This is a genomic window from Cupriavidus pinatubonensis, assembly GCF_019602855.1.
GTDB lineage: Bacteria > Pseudomonadota > Gammaproteobacteria > Burkholderiales > Burkholderiaceae > Cupriavidus > Cupriavidus pinatubonensis.
This window is the reverse complement of the sequence record NZ_CP080769.1, coordinates 305,669-329,319: the sequence shown is the minus strand read 5'-3', so window position 1 is coordinate 329,319 and position 23,651 is coordinate 305,669. Positions and strand designations below refer to the sequence as shown.

Genomic DNA, 23,651 nt, shown 5'->3' with positions numbered 1-23,651 from the left:
CGCCCAACGCATTCCGAAACGGATGCATTTCTACCAAACTCCGGCATCCCCGAGGGATCATACCTACCCTATGATGGAACGGGCGTGGTGCTCAAGCGCGAGGGCATCGCCATCAGCAGGGACGCTGCACATGCGCCAGAAAGCGCGTGAGTCTGCTTGCTCGCCTGAGCGTGCCCTGGAAATTGCCCGTCGCACCCAACTGCATCAGGTTACCTTGCACCGCCAACATTCGACTCAGGGGCCCACGACGCTGAGCCCCGAACAAAATGCAATGCGCAATACAACCTGGACTGAGGTTCAGACACTGTCGGTCAGGCGATCCGTTATTCTGCGAATGAAGGGTGCAGCAAACACTACCACGGGCAACATCGCAACCCAGGAAAGCAGCCACAGTCCGGCCCAGTGCATCATGAAATTAACAGTTCCCCAATACGAAAGACTTGCTATGAAGGCGGTAATGCCGGTCGTCAAACAGGATTGGATGACTCCGTAGAAAAAGTGGTCGTGGCGTTTTTGAACTAGTGGCATTGATTGGTGCAAGTGTTAAGTTGGTTTTAAAAGATCCGAGTATATTTGCCGTTAATATGCGACCATAGTTCGGATAAATAAAGCAAAGTTAGTTTGCCGGAATAAATCGATTGACCATAAACTGCCGATGTGGATCAATAACGAATTTCTTCGGCGCCCCCGCGTCGAACTCAGCATACGCCTCTGGCGCATCGTCCAACGAAATCACCTGCACGCCAACGATATCGGCAATTTTTATACGATCCCAAAGAATAGCTTGCATTAACGCACGATTATATTTCATTACCGGCGTCTGGCCCGTAAAAAAGCTGTGCGATTTTGCCCAGCCGAGGCCTAATCGAATCGATAATGCCCCTTTCTTGGCTGCCTTATCTGTAGCACCAGGGTCATCCGTAACATATAAGCCGGGAATGCCGATCTTGCCGGCTGCGCGCGTCACTTCCATTAACGAGTTGAGGACGGTAGCTGGCGCTTCGTGTTGCGCACCTTCATGCCCGTGACCGCGCGCTTCAAAACCAACTGCATCGATTGCGGAGTCAACCTCAGATGTGCCAAGTATCTGTGCGATCTGATCTGCCAATGGCACGTCCTGCGTCAAGTCGACTGTCTGGAGCCCAACTTTGCGCGCATGCACCAGTCTGGCGGGGTTTACATCTCCCACGATGACCACAGCAGCACCAAGCAACTGCGCCGATGCCGCTGCGGCAAGCCCGACTGGCCCCGCCCCCGCAACATATACCGTGCTTCCAGGCCGAACACCAGCCGTTACGGCGCCGTGAAATCCAGTTGGCAAAATATCCGACAAACACGTCAAGTCACGGATTTTTTCCAGCGCAACGTCCCTGTTTGGAAACTTCAACAGATTGAAGTCTGCGTAGGGCACCATCACATATTCTGCCTGACCGCCCACCCATCCACCCATATCAACGTAGCCATAGGCTCCGCCGGCGCGGGAAGGATTTACCGTCAGGCAAACGCCGGTATCCTGCTCCTTACAGGTACGACAGCGCCCGCAAGCCACATTGAACGGTACTGACACGATATCACCCACTTTAAGGGTTTCGACATCGCGTCCCAATTCGATCACTTCACCGGTAATTTCATGGCCAAGAATGAGGCCAGCGGGCGCGGTTGTGCGACCGCGCACCATATGCTGGTCCGACCCACAGATATTAGTCGAAAGTGTTTTGAGAATGACGCCGTGCCCGATGGGGCGACCACGTGGATCGACCAGCTTTGGAAATGGGATACTTTGCACTTCGACTACACCTTGTCCGATGTATGCGACACCACGGTTTTCCACCATGCAGATCTCCTGATTTATGTTGTTTTTAACATTTAAAGCAGATTGATTATGTATTTAATACAGATTTATGCCATTAGGTGTTTAGCATGGACCGCGATAGGCTGTATCAAGGGTCAACGTGCCGCCGCAAATTCGCGATACGCAAGCGCATAGCTTCTTCCCGTCTTCCTTTTCAGAGGGATTTAAGAATACATCCCGATGATCCACCGGGGCATCGCTTTCCAGTATATTGACCACGCATAGTCCACATTCGCCACGCTTGCAGTCTGAAATGATTTCCAGTCCCTCCGCTTCAAGCGCCGCGAGTAGCGTCTGATGCGCAGCAACCTCAATTGTCTTGCCGAACCGCGGAAGGTCGACGGTGAACGGGCGAGTCGGATAATGTCCGCTGGAGGCGAATGTCTCGTAGCGTAATGTGCCCATCGATCTGCCGCTCTCCTTCCAAATTCGGCTGACTGTCTCAAGCATGGCAATCGGCCCGCAGATGTACAGTTCACCATCACCCGCCACGCTATCGACAATCTTCTTCAGATCGAGGGGTCCTGTTTCTTCGGCCACGCATAGTTTCAGCCGGTCGCCCAGCCAGCCTCGAAGCAATTTCGCAAACGCTGCCTCGGTATGGTCTCGTACGCCGTAGAACAACCGCACCGGCTTATCGCTATTTCTCAAGGCATATGCCATGCTAATCATCGGTGTAATCCCGACGCCGCCGGCGACCAGCGTATAAGAAGGCGCGTAGCGGCTCAACTCGAAATGATTATGCGGCTGCGAGATTTCGAGCGTATCACCGACTTGCAGACTCCACATGTAGCGCGAACCACCTAATCCTTCATCCATTAACTTAACCGCAATTCGATATTTCTTTTCGTCATCTCCGATGTCGATGAGCGAATAGGTCCGAATCTCGGTTCGTTCTTCCACCTTTACCCGCACTCTCAAATGAGAGCCGGGTGTCCAGATTTTGAAGTGGTTGTTGGCGGCGATTTCTAACAATCGGATGGATGGGCTAACGTTCTCAACACGTTCAATAGCAACCATTTCCCAGTTGTCTCGGAATTTCATTGGTTGAATTCCTGTGAATAATTTTTGTTAATTCGCGAAATTAGGTCGTACTTCACACGATTCGTCATTTAGTTAGCGACGCGAATTGGAATAACTGTCGAATGAATAGCAGTTTCCATTTGAATCATCCTGTCAATAAATCGCCGTGCCCATAGCGCTCCGGCGTCGATATTTAGATTGTAAAATTCGCGATCAGGGTGGTCCAAAATCGCCCTCTGCTGTGCCTCGACCACCATTTCGTCTTCTCGGAATACGCTGCGCACACCTTGACGGAACTGCTGCGTGATGCTTTGTTCGTTAATACGATAATTGCGACAGAAAGCCCAAATGTAATGCGACGTGGTATCGGTTTCTGGTGTGATCGTGTTCAGCACATAACCATTGACGCCCTGCGAACGGTCGCCTTCGCGCGCACCTGTTCCTACGGGCGCTACGCCAACATCGATCGTGACCGTACAAGGTGCTTCGAAGCGGATAATCTGCCAGCGATCGACCTTGCCGGTCCAGCCATTATGTTTGCGCAATTGCACGGCCCAAAACGGCGGTGCATCGACGTTGTGCATCCAGCGCGATATAGTGACGAACTTGTCGTCGTAAGTCACCTCGAACGGGGATTCGGCTTGCTCACTTTGGTGCAGGCTGGTGACGTGAACGAAAGTCTCGTGCGTCAAGTCCATCAGGTTATCCACTACCAGACGATAATCGCACTTGGCGTGAATGGTTTCGCCGTCGCCGGCCCAGGAAGGATCCTCATTCCAGTGGAAATCCGGAATCGTCGCCGGATCAGCTTTGGATGCTTCTCCTAGCCAAATCCAGATCAGGCGATGTTTTTCCACCACCGGATAGGACCTGACGCAGGCTGATGGGTTCAGAGTTTCCTGCGATGGCATTTCAATGCATCGACCGCTGGAATTAAATACTAGCCCGTGATAACCACAAACCACTGTATCGCCTTCTAGGCGCCCCATCGACAGTGGAAGCAGACGGTGCCAGCAGGCGTCTTCCAGCGCTACTGGGGTGCCGTCGGTTTGCCTATACAAGACCAATTTCTTATTACAAATAGTACGCGCGAGAAGCGCGCGCTTGACGTCGACATCGTATGCTGCCGCATACCACGCATTCATGGGAAAATTCGGTGTCTTTGACAGTGAAGTCATCCGTGTCTCCTATAGATACAATTGTTTAATGTTTGATGGATTGAATGTCATCATGCGCGAAATTAATGATGCCGAGCAATGAATGGCTATCAAACTTCCAGGCCTATATCGCATATCGCCACGCACCCGGTGCACCAGCTATGACACTGCTGGTTCACGTCGGTCACGCGAGTCGGGAACACTTACGCGAGCGATGGCGACTGCTATTGCAGCGCCGGCCATGGGCAGGACGAAAGCGAAATAGAGGTCGGGAACGGACCATCCTCCGTCCAACATCGCGCCAACTGCCAGAGGTGAAAGTACCGCTCCAATTCGTCCGGCGCCGGCCGCGAGACCGACGCCAGTCGTCCGGATTCCGGTCGGATAAATTGTCAGCGACAAGGCATACATGCCTGCGACGGATGAAGTGAGAACAGCGCCAAGTAGAATGCTGATTGCCATCACCACGCTGAGAGAGGCGGTGTGGGTCCCGAAGGCGAACATAAGCACGCCACCGGCTACCAGGCTGGCGATGAGAAGAGGACGCAAGCCAAATCTGGCGGATAGCAAACTAAATAGCACTGATCCGGCAATGCCTCCAAGATTGAGCAACACCCCACCGGTAACGCCTTGGTCGGCTGACATGCCGGCTTGGACTAGCAGCTTTGGCGTCCAGCTGGCGACGAAGTAGAAACTTCCCAGGACACAGAAGAAAGCCGCCCACAATGCCAGCGTCCGATGAAGCAGCGGCGCCTTAAGGAGCGCGGCACAAGCATCAGATTGTTCAGCGGCCTCGGTTGTGTCGGCCACCTCGGGAAGCGTATCAATCGGCGGGCGCTTCATTCTGACAAGCGTCCGATTGATTGTTCGAAGCGCATGGGCGGGACGCTTGGTGAGGAGGTAGTCGAGAGACTCGGGGAGCACGGCAAGTACCATCGGGATAGCCAGAAGCGTGGCGACGCCGCCGAATGCGAAGACGCTGCGCCATCCCCAGATCGACATCAGGTAAGCGGCAATGACACCGCCTGCGGTAGCCCCCACGGCATAGCCGGTAGACTGAAAACTAATGGAAGCGCTGCGCCATCTGTTTGACGCGTATTCCCCACCAATTACCGTGATGCTGGCCACCATGCCTCCAATTCCAAGCCCTGTGTAGGCGCGCGCTGCGGCAAGCTCCAGCACGCTTTGCGTGACCGAGCTCACAAGCATCCCGCTCCCGATGATGCAAAGACAACACAGGATGACCTTTCGGCGGCCGATCCGATCGCCAATCGGAGCGATCAAGACTGACCCCACGCCTATTCCGACCAATCCCGCGCTAAGAAGCAAGCCAAGCTCCTTGCCATTAAGTCTCCACCCGGCGGCGAGATGTGGCGCAGTGAATGCCATCGCCAGTACGTCGAAGCCGTCGAGCATATTCAAAACGATGCATGCGATGACGGCCACTGTCTGAAGCGTGCTCATTGGTGACTCATCGATCGTCTTCCGAATATCTGTGCTCACTCCCCATCCTCCTGAAGGTTAATGATCTGTCTAATTTGTGCGTAGCAAGTGCGGCAGCGGCCCTTAGTTTTGTTCCCTCGTTTCCTCCGAGGGTGAGACTCGGCACATATGGAATAAGGGAACGGGCAGCTTCGCACTTGGGATTTCGGCTGGCCGCTGTAGTGCTGGCGATCTTTTTTGGTCAGGCCCGTAGGTACTCGTCCCAGCTTATGGCGTAGTGAAGGGCCCTTGTATGGTTACAGGCGCCGAGAGTGGCCGCGGATTGGGAACCTGCCATCCATTCCGGCTTCCTAATCAGAGGTCGTATGCTGCGTCGTCGATCTTTACACAAAGATGTGGTGACTGCGGCCAACGTCTGTCTCCTGAATATTGTGGACGAGGGTTTAGCCCTGCGTTGGCCAACAACCGGGCCTGCTCACGCTGATAGCCGGCCATACTCTGCGACTTTTGTGGACCTCCACAATCGACGAAGTGCGACTGTGTCGCAATATCGTGGAGGAAAAGACCGTGATTCGGAAATCGAATGATCCAAACTGCAAGCCAATTGTGATGGCAGAAGTGGGCACCAGAAGTGAGGGGAAGTCCCGGTGCGCACAGCAAATAGCATTCGTCACGTTTGACTGAGCGCGGGGTGAGTGCATCCTGGATTGGTTTCACATTGCTATGCGGGTACAGAACCTCGAGGATGATCACGGCCTGCCCGGCACATAGGGATGGCCCGAGCAACGCGACATTGATCAAGGCACTCCGCGGCGCCACGTGGCACCTCTAGCACGGATGCCGCTATGCAGCGGTGCGCAAACTGTAAAGCCTGGGCTGGGACTCAGACGCTGAGGCCAATCGCGAGGACGTCACCACTTGCTGATTGCCACGGCGGCACGGGCGGCCAAGGTCGCGCTTCCGGCCGACGCGGCCGTTGAGGCTGAAGTGAATCCCGGCCAGGGCGGAGACGCCTACTTTCTGGCGGCGCCGCTGAATGTCAGCTTGCCCGGTCATGGGTGACTTCCTCTGGCGGGCTTCAATGGCTGCGTTGAGCAGCGGGCATCCTCCCTCCGGGAAATCCTCAGGCAGGTTTTCGTACACGCCCGTCAACGCCAGCAGCTTCTCCTTGCTGGCTTCTCTCATGGCCATGACGGCCCGGCCTGCGTCCTGCGCCTCATTCCAGTTGTGATCGAAAGCAGCAACCGCCGCTTCTTCCTTGTTGGCAAAGGTGCCGTCGACACTGCCCTTCGTGAGCCCGGAGCTTGCGTCATGTCGGCCAGCGACGTACCGGCATAGCCCTTGGCGTTGAAGAGCGGGGCTGTCTTCTCGAAGATGAACGGGCGGGTTCGTTGAGCTTCATTCATGGAGCCATGACGATACCAATCGGTATTTTTGTCAAGGACATCCATGAATCCATTTGTGATGATCTCTCCGGCCGCTGTTATCTGCGGGAGCTCAAGCTGTGACGGCCGTCGCACCCGACGCAATGCGCCAGATGCGCGGTCCGCTCTCGTGGACGCTATCGCCGTGGGTATCCACGGCGACGACGACGGGCAGGTTCTCCACATCGAACTCGTAGATGGCTTCCATGCCGAGGTCGCCAAACGCCAGTACGCGAGAGGACCGGACCGCCTTGGAGATCAGATAGGCGGCGCCTCCGGTCGCCGCCAAATAGACGCAGCCGTTTCTCACGATCGCGCCGATCGCATCCCGTCCGCGCTCGGCCTTGCCGATCATGCCGATCAAGCCGGTGGACGCAAGCATGCGGTCCGCAAACTTGTCCATTCGTGTTGATGTGGTCGGGCCACAGGGGCCAACTACCTCATCACGCACAGGATCAACGGGCCCGACGTAATAGATCATGCGATTGCGGAAGTCCACGGGTAGGGGTTCGCCACGCGAGAGCATCTCATCGATCCGCTTGTGTGCGGCATCGCGTCCGGTCAGCATGCGTCCCGACAGAAGCAGGGTCTCGCCGGCTAACCAGGTGGAGGTTTCCTCCCGGGTCAGGGTGTTCAGATCGACCCGGCGGCTCGCTGTGCCATCGGGCAAAGGCAGGTCTGGCCAGAGGTCGGGGGACGGTGGCGTCAGCATGACCGGGCCGCTGCCATCGAGTTCGAAGCGGGCATGCCGCGTTGCCGCGCAATTCGGCACGACGGCGACAGGCATGCTCGCCGCATGCGTGGGGTAGGTGGCGATCTTGACATCGAGCACGGTGGTCAATCCGCCGAGGCCCTGTGCCCCGATGCCAAGCGCATTGATGCGGTCATTGATGTCGATGCGTAGTGCTTCCAACGCGTTCCGCGGGCCCCGAGCCTTGAGCTCAAGCATGTCGAGCGGCTCCGTCAGACTCTGCTTGGCCAGCAGCATGGCTTTCTCGGCTGTACCGCCGACGCCGATGCCAAGCATGCCCGGTGGACACCAACCGGCGCCCATCGACGGCACCATGCTGACGATCCAGTCCGCGACCGAATCGCTAGGCATCAGCACCGCGAACTTGCTCTTGTTCTCACTGCCGCCGCCCTTTGCCATCACGTCGACCGCTACGGTGTTCCCAGGTACCAGTTCGACATGGATGACCGCCGGAGTGTTGTCGCCGGTATTGCGCCGCACGAACAGTGGGTCTTCGACGATGCTGGCGCGTAGCGTATTGTCGGGGTCGAGGTACGCACGACGCACGCCTGCATTGGCAGCGTCAACGATGCTCGAGGGGAATCCGTCGAGCCGGACGTCCATGCCGACGCGTACGAAGATATTCACGATGCCCGTGTCCTGACAAATCGGACGCCTGCCTTCCGCGCACATCCGCGAGTTGATCAGGATCTGGGCGATCGCCTGCTTCGCCGGCTCACTGGCCTCGCGTTCGTAGGCGGCAGCGAGGTGCCGGATATAGTCCGGAGGGTGATGGTGACTGATGAACTGCAGGGCCGCGGCGATGCTGTCGACAAAGTCTCCATACGAAACGACGGTGGTCATGATGCCGGCCACCCCGCTTCAGAAGCGCTGCTCGCGGAACAGGCCGAGCTTCTCCTGCGCGACGCGATCCGAGTAGGAGAACAACACAAGGTCCTGGCTGGCATGCAGCGTGTAACGGCTCCAGCCCGGCACAATCGCGATATCGTGCGGCGCGAGCTCGAGCCGCTGATCGCCGATCATCACATGGCCACTGCCTTCCACGCAGACGAACACCGTGCTGTCGGTCGAGCGATACGGCAACGTCGCGAAGCCGGTTGGCAGCAGCCGGATCATGGTGGCGATCGTCGGCATGGCCCAGCCACCGTCCACGGGATTTGTGTAGCGCATGAGGTAACCGGTGTGGGGATCGGGCGCGCCAGCGTGTGGCAACGCGAACAGCGCCTCCCGCGTGCGGGCGTAGGGATAGTTGAAGACAGGGGAATTCAACGTGGACGCCTGATAGCCTACCGGCATCAGGCCTGTGCCGTAGCGTGCGAGTGCATCGCCTGCGGGTCGCGTGACCGGCGACACGACAGAATCGAACTCCTCGCGGAAGCCACCGTTGAAGAACGATACGATGGGAATATCGAGGCCATCGAGCCATACCATCGGCGCGTTGCCCTCGTGGCCATGATGGTGCCATGTCCACGCGGGCGTGATGACGAAATCGCCGGGTTCCATATAGGTCTTCTCGCCGTCCACGGCAGTGTAGGCACCCGAGCCTTCGAGGATGAAGCGCAGTGCCGATTGGGTATGGCGGTGCGCGGGGGCGACCTCACCAGGCAGGAGCAGTTGAAGCCCGGCATACATCGTGCTGGTGATACACGAGGTGCCTGGCAGGCCCGGATTCTCCATCAACAGCACGCGTCGTTCTGCTTCCTCGGCCGAAATCAGCATCGCCGATTCCATCAGGTATGGACGGGCCGCGGCGTATGACCAGCGGTGCGCCACGCCAGCGGGTGTGGGTTCCGAAGGGATCAGCTTGCGCAGCCGCGTCCAGAGGGCGGCCATGGCATGGGGTTCCAGTTCGCGGTAGAACGCGTCGCGCCGGGTCAACAGGTCAGGAGCGGGGTTGGTCGTCATGATCGGATGTTGCATCGATATCAGTGGGCAGATACGTAATCTGGCTGGGCACTCGGCGCCGCCACTCGGAAGGCCTCGTGACGCATACAGTGTTCATAGGCACGGCGCACGCGGGGGAAAGGATCGAGGCTGAACGCCGCACGCTGCGCATTGGCGACTTGCGGAATCAAGCAGCAGTCGGCCAGGGTGGGCGCATTGCCGACACACCAGCCACCGTCCGCGGCCAACCACGGCTCCAAGGCGCTGAAGCCGGCCGTAAGCCAGTGTGCGACCCATTCTGCTTTGTCAGCGTCGGCAATACCAAGGCGGGTGCTGAGATACTTCTGCACGCGCATATTGTTCAACGGGTGCAAGTCACAGGCGATGGTCAGCGCGAACTCCAGTACACGTATGCGAGTCGGACCATCGGCGGGAATTAGCCGCGGCACAGGCCATTTGCGATCGAGATGGTCGATGATCGCCAGTGATTGGGTGATGGTCTGGTCGCCATCGTGCATCGTCGGAACCAGCCCGTTCGGATTGAGCGCCTGATACTCAGGCCGATTCTGCTCGCCGGCGCGGAGGTTCACGCCGATATGGTTCCAGGGGATGTTCTTCAGCGCCATGGCGATGCGCACCCGATACGCCGCAGAACTGTTGAAGAAGTTGTGCAGATCCATGCTCCGGCCGCCTTCAGGCTACGCTCACTTCAACATCGGTAAGCCCGGCAACGCCGCCACGCATGACATCGCCGCTGCGCACCGGACCAACGCCTTCTGGCGTGCCGGTGAAGACGAGGTCGCCAGGCCGAAGTTCAAAGAGCGTCGACAGGTTTGCGATGATCTCAGGGACCGACCAGATCAGGTTCTTCAGGTTGCTGCGCTGGCGGTCCTGTCCATCGACCTGCAGCCAGATTTCTCCGTCGACGGGATGGCCGACCGCGCTGGCAGGATGCAGCAGCGAAACTGGCGCGGACTGATCAAAGCCCTTGCCGGGTTCCCAGGGTCGGCCGCGGTCACGCGCCGCGATCTGTAGGTCGCGGCGGGTCATGTCGATGCCGACGCCGTAGCCCCAGATGTGCGAATTGGCTTGCCCGACCGGTATGTCCCGGCCCGCGTGCCCGATTGCCGCCACGAGTTCGATCTCGAAATGGAACTCTCCAGTCGCCGGTGGATAGCTGATCTGCGCGCCAGCGCCCCCTGGTGCGACCACGATCGCATCGGTAGGCTTGGAGAAGAAGAACGGCGCCTCCCGGCTAGGGTCCATGCCCATCTCGCGTACGTGCGCAGCGTAGTTGCGGCCAACACAGTAGATGCGGCGAACGGGAAACAATCCATCGCCATTGGCTACGGGAATCGTGACGGCGGGATGGGGAGGAACTACGAACGTCATTTGGTACTCCATGAGTGTAAGCTTCGCTGCGCAGATAGCGTGAGCGAGACCAGTGGGGCGGACCGAGGCCGCGTTTAGAAGACGTGCTTAATGCCGACCATCGCACCCAACTGCGAGGCACCTGGTCCGGGGTTGGCTCCGGCCGATCCGCTGCTGACCGAAAGAGACAACTGGCCGTTGTTGTTGATGTAACCTGCCGTGCCGTAGACCGCTGTGCGCTTGGAGAAGTTGTAGACGCCACGCAGCGCGTACAGTATTGCGCTGTTACCACTGGCGTGATAGCGCAGGTAGTAGACCTGGCCGGCTACGTTGATGGCCGGGGTCAGGTCATGCGACGCGCCGACATACCAAAGGTCGCTCAGCCCTGTGGGAGTGCCTTCGTTGTCGCGGCGCAGCCAGCCGACACCGACCTTCGTTCTGTTCATTAGTGCATACGCACTGAGCGACAATCGTTCGTCGGATCTTCCACTGGCGTTCAGTCCGGAGAACGCACCAGATCCGCCGCGGATCACGTCATAGGCAGCGGCCACGCCGAACTGCGTGGTTTCGTACTGCACCAATGCCGACCACTCGCGGCAGGCAGAATGGTCGGCCGGGTTCTCGCCGGCACAGTTCGTGCCCGCCGGGCTCGGCCCAGCGTTCACTGTGTCGCGACCAGGGCTGTATGTCGCGCCAACTGTCAGGCCTCCAAACTTTCCCTTGTAAGCAATGGCATTGTCAGCGCGTGCGTTCGGAATGTAACTATCCAACGAGCCGGAGCCGAATGTATTCGGGCCGAGGATGTCCGGGTCAAGCATCGCCCAAAACAGCATCGTGTACTGACGACCCAGCGATACCTGTCCCCAGCTACCCGACAGGCCGATCCATGCCTGCCGTCCGAACAGTCGCCCTCCCTGATTGCTGAGGCCTGAGTCGGGCGCGAAGCCGGATTCAAGGACGACGTTTGTCTTCATTCCGCCGCCGACATCTTCACTGCCGCGCACGCCCCAGCGGGATGGCACGGTGCCGGACAAGGTGTTCATGCGGACCACACTGCTATCTGCGGCACCGATGTGATTTACGTATTCGACCCCGGAATCGACGACGCCATAAAGCGTGACGGATTGCGCGCAGGCGAGCACGGGCAAGGCGGCGGCGCATGCCAGCGCCAGTTTATTGAACTTCATAGGTCTCCTCTTCCTTATGCCGTTATTCTCAGAACACTGTCGCACGGCGTTGGTCACGCGGCGCTGGAAGCTGTACATGCAATAGGACCACTGCAACTGCGGCACCGGCCATGGGCAGAAGGAAGAGCAAGTACAGGTTCGGAACACTCCACCCGATGTCCAACAACGCCCCAGCCACGATTGGCGACAGCATTCCGCCAACCCGGCCGATACCGGCCGCAAAGCCGATGCCTGTAGCTCGTATCTGCAGCGGGTAGATCGTTAAAGAGGCGGCATACATTCCAGCAACGGATGCCGTAAGGGCTACACCAAGTACCACGGCTATTCCCATAGTGATCTTGACGGACATGATGTGGGCACCGAAGCCGAGCATGAGCAGAGCTTGCGACGGCCAAAGCGATCACCAAGCGGGGCAATTAAGGTTGATCCGGCACCCATGCCAATCAGCCCCGCGCTAAGCAGCATGCCGAGCTCCTTGCTGTTTGGTTGCCACTCACGCCAGGGGGGCCGCTGTGAATGCCATGGCCAATACATCGAACCCATCGAGCATGTTCAGCACGATGCGGATGATCACGGCCACCGTCTGAGGTTCACTCATAGGTGACTCATCTATTGTTCTTCAAATATCTGCGTTCACTTACCCATCCTCCAGAAGCGCATAACCCAGGTTTAGATCGGCGTTCTGTGCAGTGTGCCGCGTCGTGGTGTGCACGATCGATGAAGTGCGACCGGGCGGCAATAGCGCAATGGGAAAGACCGTTATTCAGAAGTCGAATGATCTCCTCGCGAGCCAGTAATGACGCGGTAATTTCGCTTGTAAAGGCGCCGAAAGTTCCGGACACATGTCGCTTACACCGGCTTGTGGATTGACCGCAAGATTGGCGTGGACGTACGCTCGGCTCACCTCAACCGAACATGGAGACTCACATGCTCACGCTGTATCACGATTGGCGCTCGTTCTGTTCAATCAAGGTCCGTCTTTGCCTCGCCGAGAAGGGGCTCCCCTGGGAAAGCAACTTCGTTGACCTGATGAAGCTTGAACACACCAGGCCGGAATATCTCGCCCTCAATCCAAACGGCGTGGTGCCCACGCTCGTTCATGATGGCGTTCCGATTCACGAAAGCACACTCATCAACGAATACCTGGAGGAAGTCTTTCCCGAAGTTCGCCTGATGCCAGTGGATCCGATCGAGCGCGCCCGTGCACGCTTTTGGGTGAAGTATGAAGATGATGTGCTTCACCCGGCGATCCGGCCAGCCACTTTCGCGCTGATGATGAGTCCCGACCTTGCGCAGCGCTCGGATGCCGAGCTGACTGCCATGGTCGACGCGCATCCCAACAAAGCGCGCGCGGAAGAGCTTGTTAAGGCCGCGCGCGCGCCGATCGACGAGGCCAAGGTGGAAGCCGCACGCCTGAATATGAGTCGTGCTCTGGAACGCATGGAGAACAGGCTCACAGAGACTCCCTGGCTCGGCGGCCGCGAATACTCGTTGGCCGACATTGCGGCAGCGCCGTTCATCGACCGGCTCGAGGAGTTGAACTTGTCGGGCCTCTGGTCCACCAAGCCTGCGTTGGTGGACTGGATTGCGCGGACGAAGGAGCGACCGGCCTACCGCGAAGCCATCCCCGACAACTCCCAGCGGTTCGCGGCGGCCTACCGCCCGCTGGAAGCCTGAGTCAACCGTGCCGCGAGCCGGCTCAGGCTGGCGGCACGAAGTTAGTAAGTCGATTGAACTGTGGTGGAGGAAGTTTCAATGACCAAGATGAGCAGGAACGAACTACCGATCATCGTCTCCGGTGGTGGTATTGGCGGCCTTGCATGCGCATTGGCGCTAGCTCAGAAGCGGTTTCGGGTGCTTGTATGCGAACAAGCCCCTCGCTTCGGCCAAGTCGGCGCGGGGCTTCAGGTCGCGCCCAATGCCTTGTCGGTTTTGGATGCGCTTGGCGTCGGCGCCGAGATCAAACGACAGGCGCTGTTGATCCAGCAGATGCTGATGATGGACGGAATCAGCGGCGAGCCCGTAGGTGTTATCCCGTGCGGCAGTGAGTTCCAGCAGCGCTTCTGCAACCCCTATGCTGTAGCGCATCGCGCCGATGTGCATAGTGCCTTGCTGGAGGCGTGCGACCAGCATCCTCTCGTGGAGCTGAGGACTGACACCAGGATTGTCAGATACGAGCAGTATGGAGATGTCGTTACAATCACAACGGATGCCGGTGTAACGCTCCATGGAGCCGCACTTATTGGTGCCGACGGCGTCCACTCTAAGATCCGCCAACAGCTGATCGGGGATGGCGACTCAGTGCCAATCGGTGCAGTGATCTACCGCGCCCTGGTGCCCGTATCCCGCATGCCACGCGAGCTGCAACATCCCTATCCCACCTTGTGGACCGGCCCCGATGCACATTTGATCTACTATCCGGTACGAGACTGGAGTGAGTTCAACGTCGGCGCGACGGTCAGGACCAGTGACAGTGAAGTGCGTGAGGGCGAGGCGTCGCCCGAGGAGGCCGCAGCCGCATTCGCGGATTGGGCCCCCGAGCCCAGGCGTGTGTTATCACTGGCCCCGGTGTTCCAGCGCTACGTGCTCCGCCAACGGGCGCCAGTCGCGAACTGGACCGACGGTCGTGTGACCCTGCTGGGCGATGCTGCGCATCCCATGGTGCAGTATATTGCACAGGGTGCCGCCATGGCGCTGGAAGATGCGATCTCGCTCGCCACGGAGTTGGACGCCGCAGATGGTGCCTGCGGACAGGCGTTTCAGAGGTATCAGGATGTGCGGATTGTACGGTCGGCACGCGTTCAGATCTCATCGCTGATGCTGGACCGGATCTATCACGCTGGTGGCGTCGAGCGTCTTGTACGCAATTCGGTCTTTGAGGGTCGAACGCCCTCCGAATACTACGACCGGCTAGCGTGGCTGTTCACCGCGCCGGCATATGTTCGCCAATGGCATGCGTCGCCCGATTGCGATGCTGCCGCAGATGGTATGCATGTCGCCGCTGCCTCCTAGAAGCGAGGTGATACTGCCCAGCTGCGGCGTGTATGCTAAGCTCCGCACGGATCCCGATGGCGTTGGTACCATGAGGCTTTCACGGTAGCGATCTTGGCGGACACTCCCGTTCCGCGCGCGCCGGCGCGCATCGACTCAGCGGCGGATCGCTGCATTCTGCGGATGGACCAGTTCGACCTCAATCTGATGCGCATCTTCGACGCCTTATGGCGTCACCGCCATTTGGGAAGGGCTGCGGAAGAGCTCGGGCTTAGCCAGCCCGCGCTTTCGCACGCGCTGAAGCGCTTGCGCGAGCAGGTGGGGGACGTGCTTTTTGTCAAGGCCCACGCTGGCATGCAGCCATCAGCCAGGGCAGTCGACATCGCACCGGTCATACAGGACATGCTCGCCGGGGTACGGGAGCGTATCCTTGTCACACCGCAATTCGATCCGTCTTCGAGCAAACGGACCTTCACTATTGCAATGTCGGATATCGGGGAGCTGACGTTCCTGCCGCGGCTGCTACGGCATCTGGCTGGCGTGGCTCCCCGTGTGAGCGTCAAGACCGTATCGTTAAGCCCGCGCGAACTCGGCGAGGGTCTGCAGCGCGGCGAAGTAGACCTCGCAATGGGGCACTTGCCAGACCTTTCCGGCACGGACATGTACCAGCAGCGTCTGTTCACTCACGGCTTCGTCTGCATTGCTGGAAGGAACAACCCACTCGCCGTTAGAACCCTAACTCGCGAGCGATACTGCCGGGCCTCCCACGCGGTCGTGCAGTCCGAAAGCCGGACCCATGATCTCGTAGAGCGGTATCTGAGGGAAAACGGCATCCAGAGAAATGCGCAGCTATGCTGTCCGCACTTCCTCAGCATCCCGCAAGTAGTTGCCGCAACGCACCTGATCGCCACAGTAAGCCAGTCGATCGGCGAGGTCTACGCTGATCACGCCGAGTTGCGTCTGCTTGCCCCTCCCTTCGATTTCCCTCACTACGACGTGAAACAGCACTGGCACCGTAGCCAGCATGGTGACCCCGGTAACCGCTGGTTGCGCGGGGTCACCATGGCATTGTTCTGTAAGTAGCCACAGCGCGGCGGCTGTCATTCAAAACACTAATCAGCGTCTTTACCTCCACGGTATTGCCTGATAGTTCTGCTTTCAACGATAGTCAGCCCGGTATTCCGCGTACTCATTCGCCGACACTTGCCGGTTTGACCGGCTCACGGAACTTCCTATGCAGAACCAAAATAAGAGGACCATGCAGGCCTTCGACGTCGACATCCTGGTGATTGGCGGTGGCAGTGGGGGCGTGCGCGCTGCTCGTCTGGCCGCCGGGTACGGCGCACGCGTCGCCCTGGTGGAGCAAGGCGCCATGGGCGGCACGTGCGTCAATGCCGGTTGCATTCCCAAGAAGCTTTACAGCTATGCGGCGAGCTACGCGCATGCCTTTGAAGAGGCAACCGGCTTTGGCTGGGCGCTGCCAACCGGCCAGCGCCTTGATTGGCCCACACTCAAGCATCGACGTGCGGCAGAGATCGCTCGCCTCAATGAGGTCTACGAGCATATGCTAGCGACCGGTGGCATCCAGGTTCTACGCGGCCGTGCTCGGCTGGCCGACGCGCACACGGTTGTCATTGGCAATCAACAGATAACAGCAGAGCATGTGCTAGTCGCGACCGGCGGGAGTGCGAGCCTTCCCGACATCCCGGGCCGGGAACTGGTGATGACGTCAGATGCCATGTTCGATCTTCCGCAAGTGCCCCGACGATTGCTGGTAATCGGCGGTGGCTATATCGCTTGCGAATTTGCCTCGATCTACCGGGCGCTTGGCGCCGAGGTAATACTGGTACACCGTGGAACGGGACTGCTCAGCGGCTTCGACCACGACGTCCGGGAGTTCCTGCAAGGAGAGATGGACGCCGATGGTATCGAGTTTCGGTTCAACGCTACCGTACGTGAGGTACAGGCGGAGGCCGGCCATCGCATCGTCACGTTGAATGACGGCGAGCGGATTGTGGCAGATGCCGTTCTTTGCGCGACCGGCCGAAGGCCGAACACGAATGGACTTGGACTCGAAGATGTCGGCGTCGCCCTAACACCCGACGGTGCCATTGCGGTCGACGCCTGGTTTCGGACGAGCGTGCCGTCGGTCTATGCCGTGGGCGACGTGATCGACCGCGTACAACTCACACCCGTCGCGCTGAGGGAAGCGACCGTGCTCATGGACAGGTTGTTCGGTAGCGGTACGTTCCGCATGGACTACGCCGCCATTCCGACGGCCGTGTTCACCCATCCGAACATCGCGACCGCAGGCCTGAGCGAGGCAAAAGCACGCGCACGCTTCAAACGGGTTGCAATCTACCGCAGTACCTTTCGCGCGCTGAAGCATACCTTGAGTGGGAGGGCGACACGTACGCTGATGAAGCTTGTGGTCGACTCCGACACCGACCGCGTAGTCGGGGTACACATGGTCGGTGAGGAAGCAGGCGAGGTGATACAGGGCTTTGCCGTGGCAATGCGCGCCGGCGCTTCGAAGGCTCAGTTCGACAGCACTATCGGTATCCACCCCACGGCAGCCGAGGAGTTCGTCACAATGAGAACCGCCACCACCATGCCCGATTACGACGTTCCTGCAGTTGCGGGCTGAGTCTTCCGGGTGCCCGGGCTGATCGGCGCTGCCGGCCGCCGAGATGCGTCCGTCGCCATGCCAGCGTTTTCAACGGCGGCTTCAAACGGCTTTAACAACGCAGTGCGGAGCATGAAAGCCTTCGAAGCAACAGATGGAGGGTTATCGCGGAGTTCGAGCCGCTTCAGAACATCGGGTGGACCTGTCAGTAAGCTGTCCGCGACTAGTGCTTGGCCAATCAGTCCTTGAGCGCGAGCGAAGCTTCTGGGGCGCGGCGGAAACTAATTGCCAGGCGATTGAATGCATTCATCAGGCTGATGGCCATTGTCAGGTCGGCCAGTTCCTTTTCGCTGAAGACTGCTACGGCCGCTTCGAACGCGTCGTCCGGAACATGCGTATCGGCAACAAGGGTCACAGATTCTGCCCATGCCAGGGCGGCCCTCTCCCGGTCACTGAACAGCTTGCCGGCTTCATGCCACGCTTGAACCAGTGCGAGCTTCTCGAGCTTGACGCCCTTTTTTGCAAGGTCACCGGTGTGCATGTCCAAGCAATATGCACATCCGTTGATCTGGCTAATGCGCAGAAATACTAACTCGACCAATACATCGTCGAGTCCCGACTGCATGATGTAACCATAAACACTGCCAAAGGCCTTTACGCCTGCAGGGGATTCTTTCGTGTAATCCAGTCGCATTTCAAACTCCTACTTGTTATTGATAGTGCTATGTGTCCTTGTGCCTGGATGGCTTCGGCTGCGGTGGCATTTCGCGAGCGTCATCTCCATTCTTTTGATAACGCTCACGCTTAAGCTAACTTCAGCGCCCAGTGCGAGGAAGTTCCTTACGGATTGCGAAGCCATGAGCCGTTCTTTAAACAAATCCCGGGAGCTCCGACCATGGAAAGGGCTGTTACTGTATCGACATCATCGTTGATGACCGATCCTGCCCATACCGGTGGTCGCAATTCGCGCCAGGGACATGCCGCTTCCAATTGCGCGGCGAGTCGGAATAGCGTGTCCTCTCGCCCAAAGCCAGACATAAAATGCGACCCGATCGGCAGTCCCGCTTGCAGGTCAATGGAAAGCGGCACTGACATTGCTGGAGTTCCGGTGACGTTCGATAACGCGGTAAATGGTGACTGGTCAAAAACGTGCGCGATCCAGCCAAGCCCATCCACAGACGTTTCTACCCGGTTATATTCACCAATTGGAGGCGGAAGTTCGGGTAGTGTCGGTGTCAGCAGAATGTCGTAGTCGCCAAAGAACCGGCCCAGCGCCCGTGTGACCGTATTCCTTACCTGTAATGCCGACAGGAGCTCTACGGCGCCAATCTCAATGCCGTATCGATAGAGCGCGAGCGTCGCAGGTTCGAGGTGTTTTTCATCCACCGTTCGACCGGTGGCTGCGGCAATGCCGTTGATCCGCAGCGCCGCGTTGGCAGCCCAGATTTGTGCATTGCATAGCACGAAGGCGTCCCAGCTCACCCCCAAATCTGGCGATTCCTCATGCACGTGATGACCTAGGGACTCAAGTGTCCTGGCCACCTTACTCAAAGCGTCAGCGACCCCCGTGTCAGTACGTGCGGCATTTAATGGATTCACCATGAAACCGATTTTCAGATTTCCTGGGTGTTGCCGGATCTCGGATAGATAGCTGGCTTTGGGCGGGGCAATGTAGTATGGCTCGCCAACGCCGCCGCCGTGGATCGCATCAAGCAGCGCAGCACTGTCTCGCACAGTTCGGCTCACGGCAAAATGCACGCCCAGACCATTCCACACTTCGTCCACGTAGGGACCGTTCGAGACGCGTCCCCTGGTCGGTTTCAGACCGAAGAGCCCGTTGCAGGAGGCCGGCACCCGTATCGATCCGCCTCCGTCCGTCGCATGCGCAATGGGAACCATACCGGCGGCCACCGCCGCCCCCGCTCCGCCGCTCGATCCGCCCGCGCCATGTTGCAGACTCCATGGATTCCTCGTCGGGCCGTACAGCGCAGGTTCGGTCGTCGTGCTGACTGCCAGTTCCGGCATGGTTGTGCGCCCGAGCGTAATCAGGCCTGCCTGACGCAAGCTCGTCATCACGTACGAGTCTTCCTTCGCGATGGTTCCCATCGCCAGACGACTGCACATTTCGCTCTTGCGTCCCTGCATGGTGACGCCGAGATCCTTGAGGAGAATCGGCACGCCGCCGAGCGGTCGTGGATCGGCGCTCACGATGCTGGAGGACTGTATCTCCGCTTCTTCGGGCCAGTAATCTAGCACCGCGTTTACCTGGGGATTAGCCGCCTCGATCGCAGCCAATGCGGCTTGCGCTACTTCCATTGCGGTCACTTCCCGCGTAGCGATGAGGTGATGCAGCCCCATGCCGTCAAGGGCGGTATATTCGGCGAGTTTCATGTGGAGGTTCTCTTTCAGGGAGACAGCGGGACAGCGCATGCATCGGCAGGGTTGTGCACCTGGCTGTTCTGGCCGCGGGCGACGAGGGACATTTGTCCGGCATCGCCCCGACTGGTTCATATTAGCTACCGGCAGGTGTGATTACTGGCCCGGAGCATTTACTTCGCTTGACGCACGCTGGCCCGCAAGGGCGACTTGTGGCGAAGCGCGGTATCCCCGCTAGGCTTCAGGCGCAGGAGCATGATGATGAACGCACACATCAGCAACATCGCTGCCATCAGCAGGAACCCGGGGTAGATGCTGTCAGTCGCGGATTTCGACCAACCAATGATGCTTGGGCCAAAGAAGCCGCCAGACAGGCCAATCGTATTGATCAGGGCAATGGCTCCCGCTCGTGCATTTCCCTTGATGTACGCGGGAGGAACAGCCCAGAAGACGATGTTGGCCATCCACATCATGCCGGTAGCGACGGTAACGCATACCAGTGTCACTGCGAGATTGCCGTCGGCGAGGTACCAGCCAACAAAGCAAAGACAGCTTATGGCAGCCGGCACGGCGATGTGAATTCTGCGCTCCTGACGCTTGTCCGAGCTGCGGCCGCCGAAGAAGATGGCCAACGCCGCTGCCACATAAGGAATGGCCGCATACCAACCGAGGGCCTGTGTGTTTGTGACACCGGCCGATTTGATGATTGTCGGTAGCCAGAAGCTCAAGGCATAGATGGGCGCAATGATGCACAGATAGGCTAGCGCCAGGATATACACCTTGGGATCACGCAGTACCATGAGAAAAGATTCGTGCCGCCGGTCTGCAGCCGTGTTTGTTTCCGCGGCCAGGGCACGTTTCTCCATGTCGTTGAGCCATTTCGCATTGGATGGACCATCGACGAGCAGGAAGTAGGCCGCGACACCAAGCACAAGGGTAGGGGCGCCTTCAATGAGAAACATCCATTGCCAACCGGCGAGGCTGGCCGTACCGGCGAACGCCGTCATGATCCACGCCGACAGCGGCCCCCCAACAATTCCGCTGAAAGGGCCCGCAAGCCAAACCATTGAAATTGCACCGGCGATGCGGCCCGGACCATACCAGCGCGACAAGTAGAACAGGACGCCGGGTGCGAAGCCGGCTTCGAAGACGCCCAGCAGAAAGCGCAGAGCGTAGAACACCGGGACGCTATTGACGAACACCATGCACATCGAGGTAATACCCCAGAGCACCATGATGCGGCTGAAGGTAAGCCGGGCGCCAACCTTGGGCAGCAAGAGATTGCTTGGCACCTCGAACAAGACATAGCCGACGAAGAATATTCCCGCCCCGATGCCGTAGGCGGCGTCGGAGAAGCCGAGGTCGCTCTGCATCTGAAGCTTTGCAAAGCCTACGTTGACTCTGTCGAGATAGGCGAACATGAAGCCAATGAACAGCAGTGGCAGCAAACGTATATCTACCTTTCGATAGAGGGACGCACCGTCCGTCCTGCTCCCTGAAACTTGGTCCATCTGAGACACAGACCTCTCCTTTGGTTGGTGTGTATAACGTCGCCACAGTGCACATCGGCGCGAGCATCCGTGGTCGAATTGGTTCTGGCGTTATTGCGTGGCAACTTCGCTAAGTGTCGACCGACACTCCGCTGTGGCCATGCACCCGATGGCTGCCCGTGTGCGGTTAGTCCGGAATCGACGCGGGCAGCTGGGAATGCTTATAGTTGTTCGGGCATGATCGCAAGCATGGCGTCGCAGAGGACCTGCGCCCCAGCCGCGACATCGACTTCGCGCGCGTTCTCGGCCTCGTTGTGGCTGATGCCAGCTTCGCAAGGCACAAAAATCATCCCGGTAGGAATATGTTGTGCGGTGTACTTGGCGTCGTGGGTCGCACCGGAAACGATGTTCAGGAATTTCATGGCCCGGCCGCCAGCGGCCTTGCGCACGGTTGCCACCACGCGATCGTCGAACGTTACCGGCGTGGACCTCAACAGAACCTTCGCGGACGCCGGGCAACCTTCGATCTCGCCGGCGCAAAGTTGAAGGATCGTCTCGCCGGCACGCCGGAGGGAATCGGCGTCGGGATGCCGAAGATCGATATTGAAAGTCACCCTGCCTGGCACGGTGTTGGGCGATCCCGGATAAACCTCCAGCCTTCCGACGGTGAAGCGAAGAATATCCTCGGGGTCGTCTATCGCGGCGCGAATGTATCCGATGAGCGTGGTGGCGGCCACCAAGGCATCCTTGCGATGCCGCAGCGGTGTCGTGCCGGCGTGGGCCTCGGCACCTAGCAGTTGGATCTCATAGGCATGAAGTCCCTGAATGCCCGTGACAATGCCCACATCGCACGCCTGTTTCTCAAGGACGGGGCCCTGCTCGATGTGCGCTTCGATATAGGCAAAGCCGCTCATGCCAAGCGGGCGCTTCTCCAGAATCGGAAGCTCGACGACCTGGGCCTTCAATGCGCTTTCCACGTCGATCCCATCCACGTCTTTGATGGCCAATGCGTCGTTCAGCGGCAGCGCGCCGGCCGCAACGGCGGAGCCCATGGTGGGGGGAGGGAACCGCGATCCCTCCTCGTTCATCCACACAACGAGTTCGATCGGGCGTTCGGTCTCCACACCGTGATCGTCAAGTGTCTCGAGCACCTCGAAACCTGCAAGCACGCCGTAGACACCATCGAATCTTCCTCCGGTCGGCTGGGAGTCAAGATGTGAGCCCGTCAATACCGGGCTGAGGTCCAGATTCCTTCCGGGGCGGCGGATGAACAGATTGCCGATCGGGTCAATCGAGGTCTGATAGCCTCGCTTGGATGCCCACTGGAGCAATAACATCTTGCCCTCGGTGTCTTCCGCGGTGAGCGCCTGGCGGTTGACACCGCCTTTGGCCGTGGCGCCGATCCTTGCCATGGCGCAGATATGTTCCCAGAGCCGCTTGCTGTTGATGCGGGGACCGACGGGGATAAGAGAGGAGGAAGGAGTGGGAGCGTTCATCTGGCTGCTTTCCAGGTTGTGTGGCTTTGGGGGCAATTGGTTGATGCGCTGAAGAATGTTGAGGATTCGTTCGCGCGCGCTGGTTGGTTCGATCTGAAACCTCAGCCCAGCTCGACGCAGACCTCAATCTCCACGCAAGCCCCCAGCGGAATCTGTGCGACACCGAATGCCGACCGCGCATGCTTGCCGGCCTCACCGAAAACGTCGACGAACAGCTCCGATGCGCCGTTGGTGACCAGGTGCTGCTCGGTGAAGTCGGGCGTTGAATTGACCAGGCTCATGACCTTGACGACGCGTTTGAGGCGATTCAGATCGCCGGCATGGGCCTGTAGCGTCGACAGTAGATCGATCGCGACCGCGCGGGCGGCGGCGCGGCCTTCATCCGTCGACATCGTGGCGCCGAGCTTGCCAACCCACACGGTGCCGTTCCTCTTCGCAATGTGGCCTGAGAGATAAACAAGGTTGGCGCTCTGCGCGCTCATGACGTATGCGGCAGCTGGTGCGCCTGCGGGGGACAGCTCAATGTCGAGTGCCTTCAGTCTTTCGTAAATATCGTGTGATTGCATGATGCTCGTCGGTG

General features: G+C 58.9%; 21 protein-coding genes and 2 pseudogenes. 5 read left to right on the top strand and 18 right to left on the bottom strand.

The genetic code is table 11. The annotated features are described in order from the left end of the window. Positions 1–297 precede the first annotated feature (297 nt). The 5 genes from K2O51_RS33330 to K2O51_RS33310 all read right to left on the bottom strand — a co-directional run bounded on the left by K2O51_RS33330 (position 298) and on the right by K2O51_RS33310 (position 5,535). Positions 298–528, bottom strand: coding sequence for a DUF2798 domain-containing protein (locus K2O51_RS33330; protein ID WP_220632278.1), 231 nt, complete (start codon positions 526–528; stop codon positions 298–300). An 88-nt stretch (positions 529–616) separates the two neighbouring features. Then, positions 617–1,834 carry a formaldehyde dehydrogenase, glutathione-independent gene (gene fdhA, locus K2O51_RS33325; RefSeq protein WP_220632277.1) on the bottom strand — a complete coding sequence of 406 codons (1,218 nt, stop codon included), beginning with the start codon at positions 1,832–1,834 and terminating at the stop codon, positions 617–619. Positions 1,835–1,915: 81 nt separating this feature from the next. Beyond that, a complete protein-coding gene (locus K2O51_RS33320; RefSeq protein WP_220632276.1) occupies positions 1,916–2,896 on the bottom strand; it encodes a PDR/VanB family oxidoreductase in 981 nt (326 codons plus the stop codon). Positions 2,897–2,964: 68 nt separating this feature from the next. Then, on the bottom strand, positions 2,965–4,053 hold the full coding sequence (locus K2O51_RS33315; RefSeq protein ID WP_220632275.1) for an aromatic ring-hydroxylating dioxygenase subunit alpha: 1,089 nt from the start codon (positions 4,051–4,053) through the stop codon (positions 2,965–2,967). Positions 4,054–4,191: 138 nt separating this feature from the next. Beyond that, a complete protein-coding gene (locus K2O51_RS33310) occupies positions 4,192–5,535 on the bottom strand; it encodes an MFS transporter (RefSeq protein ID WP_220632274.1) in 1,344 nt (447 codons plus the stop codon). 873 nt (positions 5,536–6,408) lie between these two features. On the opposite strand from K2O51_RS33310, the pseudogene K2O51_RS35410 reads away from it, so the two are divergent. Then, a pseudogene (locus tag K2O51_RS35410) lies at positions 6,409–6,528 on the top strand (peroxiredoxin); the annotation flags it as partial. A gap of 128 nt (positions 6,529–6,656) precedes the next feature. Here the strand turns inward: K2O51_RS35410 and K2O51_RS33300 are convergent. The 8 genes and pseudogenes from K2O51_RS33300 to K2O51_RS35915 form a co-directional block, all read right to left on the bottom strand. After that, positions 6,657–6,926 (bottom strand): hypothetical protein, encoded by a 270-nt coding sequence (locus K2O51_RS33300; RefSeq protein WP_220632272.1) that lies wholly within the window; start codon positions 6,924–6,926, stop codon positions 6,657–6,659. 46 nt (positions 6,927–6,972) lie between these two features. Next, complete coding sequence (locus K2O51_RS33295; protein ID WP_220632271.1) at positions 6,973–8,493, bottom strand: fumarate hydratase; 1,521 nt, start codon at positions 8,491–8,493, stop codon at positions 6,973–6,975. Between the two features lie 18 nt (positions 8,494–8,511). After that, entirely contained in the window at positions 8,512–9,555 is a 1,044-nt protein-coding gene (gene gtdA / locus K2O51_RS33290; protein ID WP_220632270.1) for a gentisate 1,2-dioxygenase, read from the bottom strand. Between the two features lie 20 nt (positions 9,556–9,575). Continuing rightward, positions 9,576–10,214, bottom strand: a complete 639-nt coding sequence (maiA, locus tag K2O51_RS33285) for a maleylacetoacetate isomerase (RefSeq protein WP_220632269.1) — start codon at positions 10,212–10,214, stop codon at positions 9,576–9,578. A 13-nt stretch (positions 10,215–10,227) separates the two neighbouring features. Continuing rightward, positions 10,228–10,926: a fumarylacetoacetate hydrolase family protein gene (locus tag K2O51_RS33280; protein WP_220632268.1), complete on the bottom strand. Its 699-nt coding sequence runs from the start codon at positions 10,924–10,926 to the stop codon at positions 10,228–10,230. Positions 10,927–11,000: 74 nt separating this feature from the next. Further along, the gene (locus K2O51_RS33275) at positions 11,001–12,092 is read right to left on the bottom strand and encodes a porin (protein ID WP_220632267.1); all 1,092 of its coding nucleotides are present in this window, start codon (positions 12,090–12,092) and stop codon (positions 11,001–11,003) included. 28 nt (positions 12,093–12,120) lie between these two features. Further along, complete coding sequence (locus tag K2O51_RS33270) at positions 12,121–12,441, bottom strand: MFS transporter (protein ID WP_220632266.1); 321 nt, start codon at positions 12,439–12,441, stop codon at positions 12,121–12,123. A 29-nt stretch (positions 12,442–12,470) separates the two neighbouring features. Further along, positions 12,471–12,690, bottom strand: a pseudogene (locus K2O51_RS35915) (MFS transporter); the annotation flags it as partial. Between the two features lie 329 nt (positions 12,691–13,019). Between K2O51_RS35915 and K2O51_RS33265 the strand changes: the two are divergent. The 4 genes from K2O51_RS33265 to gorA all read left to right on the top strand — a co-directional run bounded on the left by K2O51_RS33265 (position 13,020) and on the right by gorA (position 17,730). Continuing rightward, on the top strand, positions 13,020–13,769 hold the full coding sequence (locus K2O51_RS33265; RefSeq protein ID WP_220632265.1) for a glutathione S-transferase family protein: 750 nt from the start codon (positions 13,020–13,022) through the stop codon (positions 13,767–13,769). A gap of 78 nt (positions 13,770–13,847) precedes the next feature. Next, positions 13,848–15,104 (top strand): FAD-dependent monooxygenase, encoded by a 1,257-nt coding sequence (locus K2O51_RS33260; RefSeq protein WP_220632264.1) that lies wholly within the window; start codon positions 13,848–13,850, stop codon positions 15,102–15,104. 162 nt (positions 15,105–15,266) lie between these two features. After that, complete coding sequence (locus K2O51_RS33255) at positions 15,267–16,166, top strand: LysR family transcriptional regulator (RefSeq protein WP_220632263.1); 900 nt, start codon at positions 15,267–15,269, stop codon at positions 16,164–16,166. A gap of 175 nt (positions 16,167–16,341) precedes the next feature. Then, complete coding sequence (gorA, locus tag K2O51_RS33250; protein ID WP_220632262.1) at positions 16,342–17,730, top strand: glutathione-disulfide reductase; 1,389 nt, start codon at positions 16,342–16,344, stop codon at positions 17,728–17,730. 217 nt (positions 17,731–17,947) lie between these two features. On the opposite strand, the gene K2O51_RS33245 is transcribed toward gorA, so the two are convergent. The 5 genes from K2O51_RS33245 to K2O51_RS33225 all read right to left on the bottom strand — a co-directional run bounded on the left by K2O51_RS33245 (position 17,948) and on the right by K2O51_RS33225 (position 23,637). Beyond that, entirely contained in the window at positions 17,948–18,403 is a 456-nt protein-coding gene (locus K2O51_RS33245) for a carboxymuconolactone decarboxylase family protein (protein WP_220632261.1), read from the bottom strand. Between the two features lie 146 nt (positions 18,404–18,549). Continuing rightward, on the bottom strand, positions 18,550–20,100 hold the full coding sequence (locus K2O51_RS33240) for an amidase (protein ID WP_245002038.1): 1,551 nt from the start codon (positions 20,098–20,100) through the stop codon (positions 18,550–18,552). Between the two features lie 158 nt (positions 20,101–20,258). Then, positions 20,259–21,596, bottom strand: a complete 1,338-nt coding sequence (locus tag K2O51_RS33235; protein ID WP_220632300.1) for an MFS transporter — start codon at positions 21,594–21,596, stop codon at positions 20,259–20,261. Between the two features lie 200 nt (positions 21,597–21,796). Beyond that, positions 21,797–23,071 (bottom strand): M20 family metallo-hydrolase, encoded by a 1,275-nt coding sequence (locus tag K2O51_RS33230; protein WP_220632260.1) that lies wholly within the window; start codon positions 23,069–23,071, stop codon positions 21,797–21,799. Positions 23,072–23,172: 101 nt separating this feature from the next. After that, positions 23,173–23,637 (bottom strand): RidA family protein, encoded by a 465-nt coding sequence (locus K2O51_RS33225; RefSeq protein ID WP_220632259.1) that lies wholly within the window; start codon positions 23,635–23,637, stop codon positions 23,173–23,175. Positions 23,638–23,651 lie beyond the last annotated feature (14 nt).

Excerpts from the sequence above, each read along its gene's own strand:
- K2O51_RS33315 (WP_220632275.1), bottom strand. The coding sequence starts at position 4,053 with ATGACTTCACTGTCAAAGACACCGAATTTTCCCATGAATGCGTGGTAT.
- K2O51_RS33330 (WP_220632278.1), bottom strand. The coding sequence starts at position 528 with ATGCCACTAGTTCAAAAACGCCACGACCACTTTTTCTACGGAGTCATC.
- gtdA (WP_220632270.1), bottom strand. The coding sequence starts at position 9,555 with ATGACGACCAACCCCGCTCCTGACCTGTTGACCCGGCGCGACGCGTTC.
- K2O51_RS33245 (WP_220632261.1), bottom strand. The coding sequence starts at position 18,403 with ATGCGACTGGATTACACGAAAGAATCCCCTGCAGGCGTAAAGGCCTTT.
- K2O51_RS33255 (WP_220632263.1), top strand. The coding sequence starts at position 15,267 with ATGGACCAGTTCGACCTCAATCTGATGCGCATCTTCGACGCCTTATGG.
- K2O51_RS33275 (WP_220632267.1), bottom strand. The coding sequence starts at position 12,092 with ATGAAGTTCAATAAACTGGCGCTGGCATGCGCCGCCGCCTTGCCCGTG.
- K2O51_RS33270 (WP_220632266.1), bottom strand. The coding sequence starts at position 12,441 with ATGTCCGTCAAGATCACTATGGGAATAGCCGTGGTACTTGGTGTAGCC.
- K2O51_RS33265 (WP_220632265.1), top strand. The coding sequence starts at position 13,020 with ATGCTCACGCTGTATCACGATTGGCGCTCGTTCTGTTCAATCAAGGTC.
- maiA (WP_220632269.1), bottom strand. The coding sequence starts at position 10,214 with ATGGATCTGCACAACTTCTTCAACAGTTCTGCGGCGTATCGGGTGCGC.
- K2O51_RS33300 (WP_220632272.1), bottom strand. The coding sequence starts at position 6,926 with ATGGATGTCCTTGACAAAAATACCGATTGGTATCGTCATGGCTCCATG.
- K2O51_RS33235 (WP_220632300.1), bottom strand. The coding sequence starts at position 21,596 with ATGGACCAAGTTTCAGGGAGCAGGACGGACGGTGCGTCCCTCTATCGA.
- K2O51_RS33240 (WP_245002038.1), bottom strand. The coding sequence starts at position 20,100 with ATGAAACTCGCCGAATATACCGCCCTTGACGGCATGGGGCTGCATCAC.
- K2O51_RS33320 (WP_220632276.1), bottom strand. The coding sequence starts at position 2,896 with ATGAAATTCCGAGACAACTGGGAAATGGTTGCTATTGAACGTGTTGAG.
- gorA (WP_220632262.1), top strand. The coding sequence starts at position 16,342 with ATGCAGGCCTTCGACGTCGACATCCTGGTGATTGGCGGTGGCAGTGGG.
- K2O51_RS33295 (WP_220632271.1), bottom strand. The coding sequence starts at position 8,493 with ATGACCACCGTCGTTTCGTATGGAGACTTTGTCGACAGCATCGCCGCG.
- K2O51_RS33225 (WP_220632259.1), bottom strand. The coding sequence starts at position 23,637 with ATGCAATCACACGATATTTACGAAAGACTGAAGGCACTCGACATTGAG.
- K2O51_RS33230 (WP_220632260.1), bottom strand. The coding sequence starts at position 23,071 with ATGAACGCTCCCACTCCTTCCTCCTCTCTTATCCCCGTCGGTCCCCGC.
- fdhA (WP_220632277.1), bottom strand. The coding sequence starts at position 1,834 with ATGGTGGAAAACCGTGGTGTCGCATACATCGGACAAGGTGTAGTCGAA.
- K2O51_RS33260 (WP_220632264.1), top strand. The coding sequence starts at position 13,848 with ATGACCAAGATGAGCAGGAACGAACTACCGATCATCGTCTCCGGTGGT.
- K2O51_RS33280 (WP_220632268.1), bottom strand. The coding sequence starts at position 10,926 with ATGACGTTCGTAGTTCCTCCCCATCCCGCCGTCACGATTCCCGTAGCC.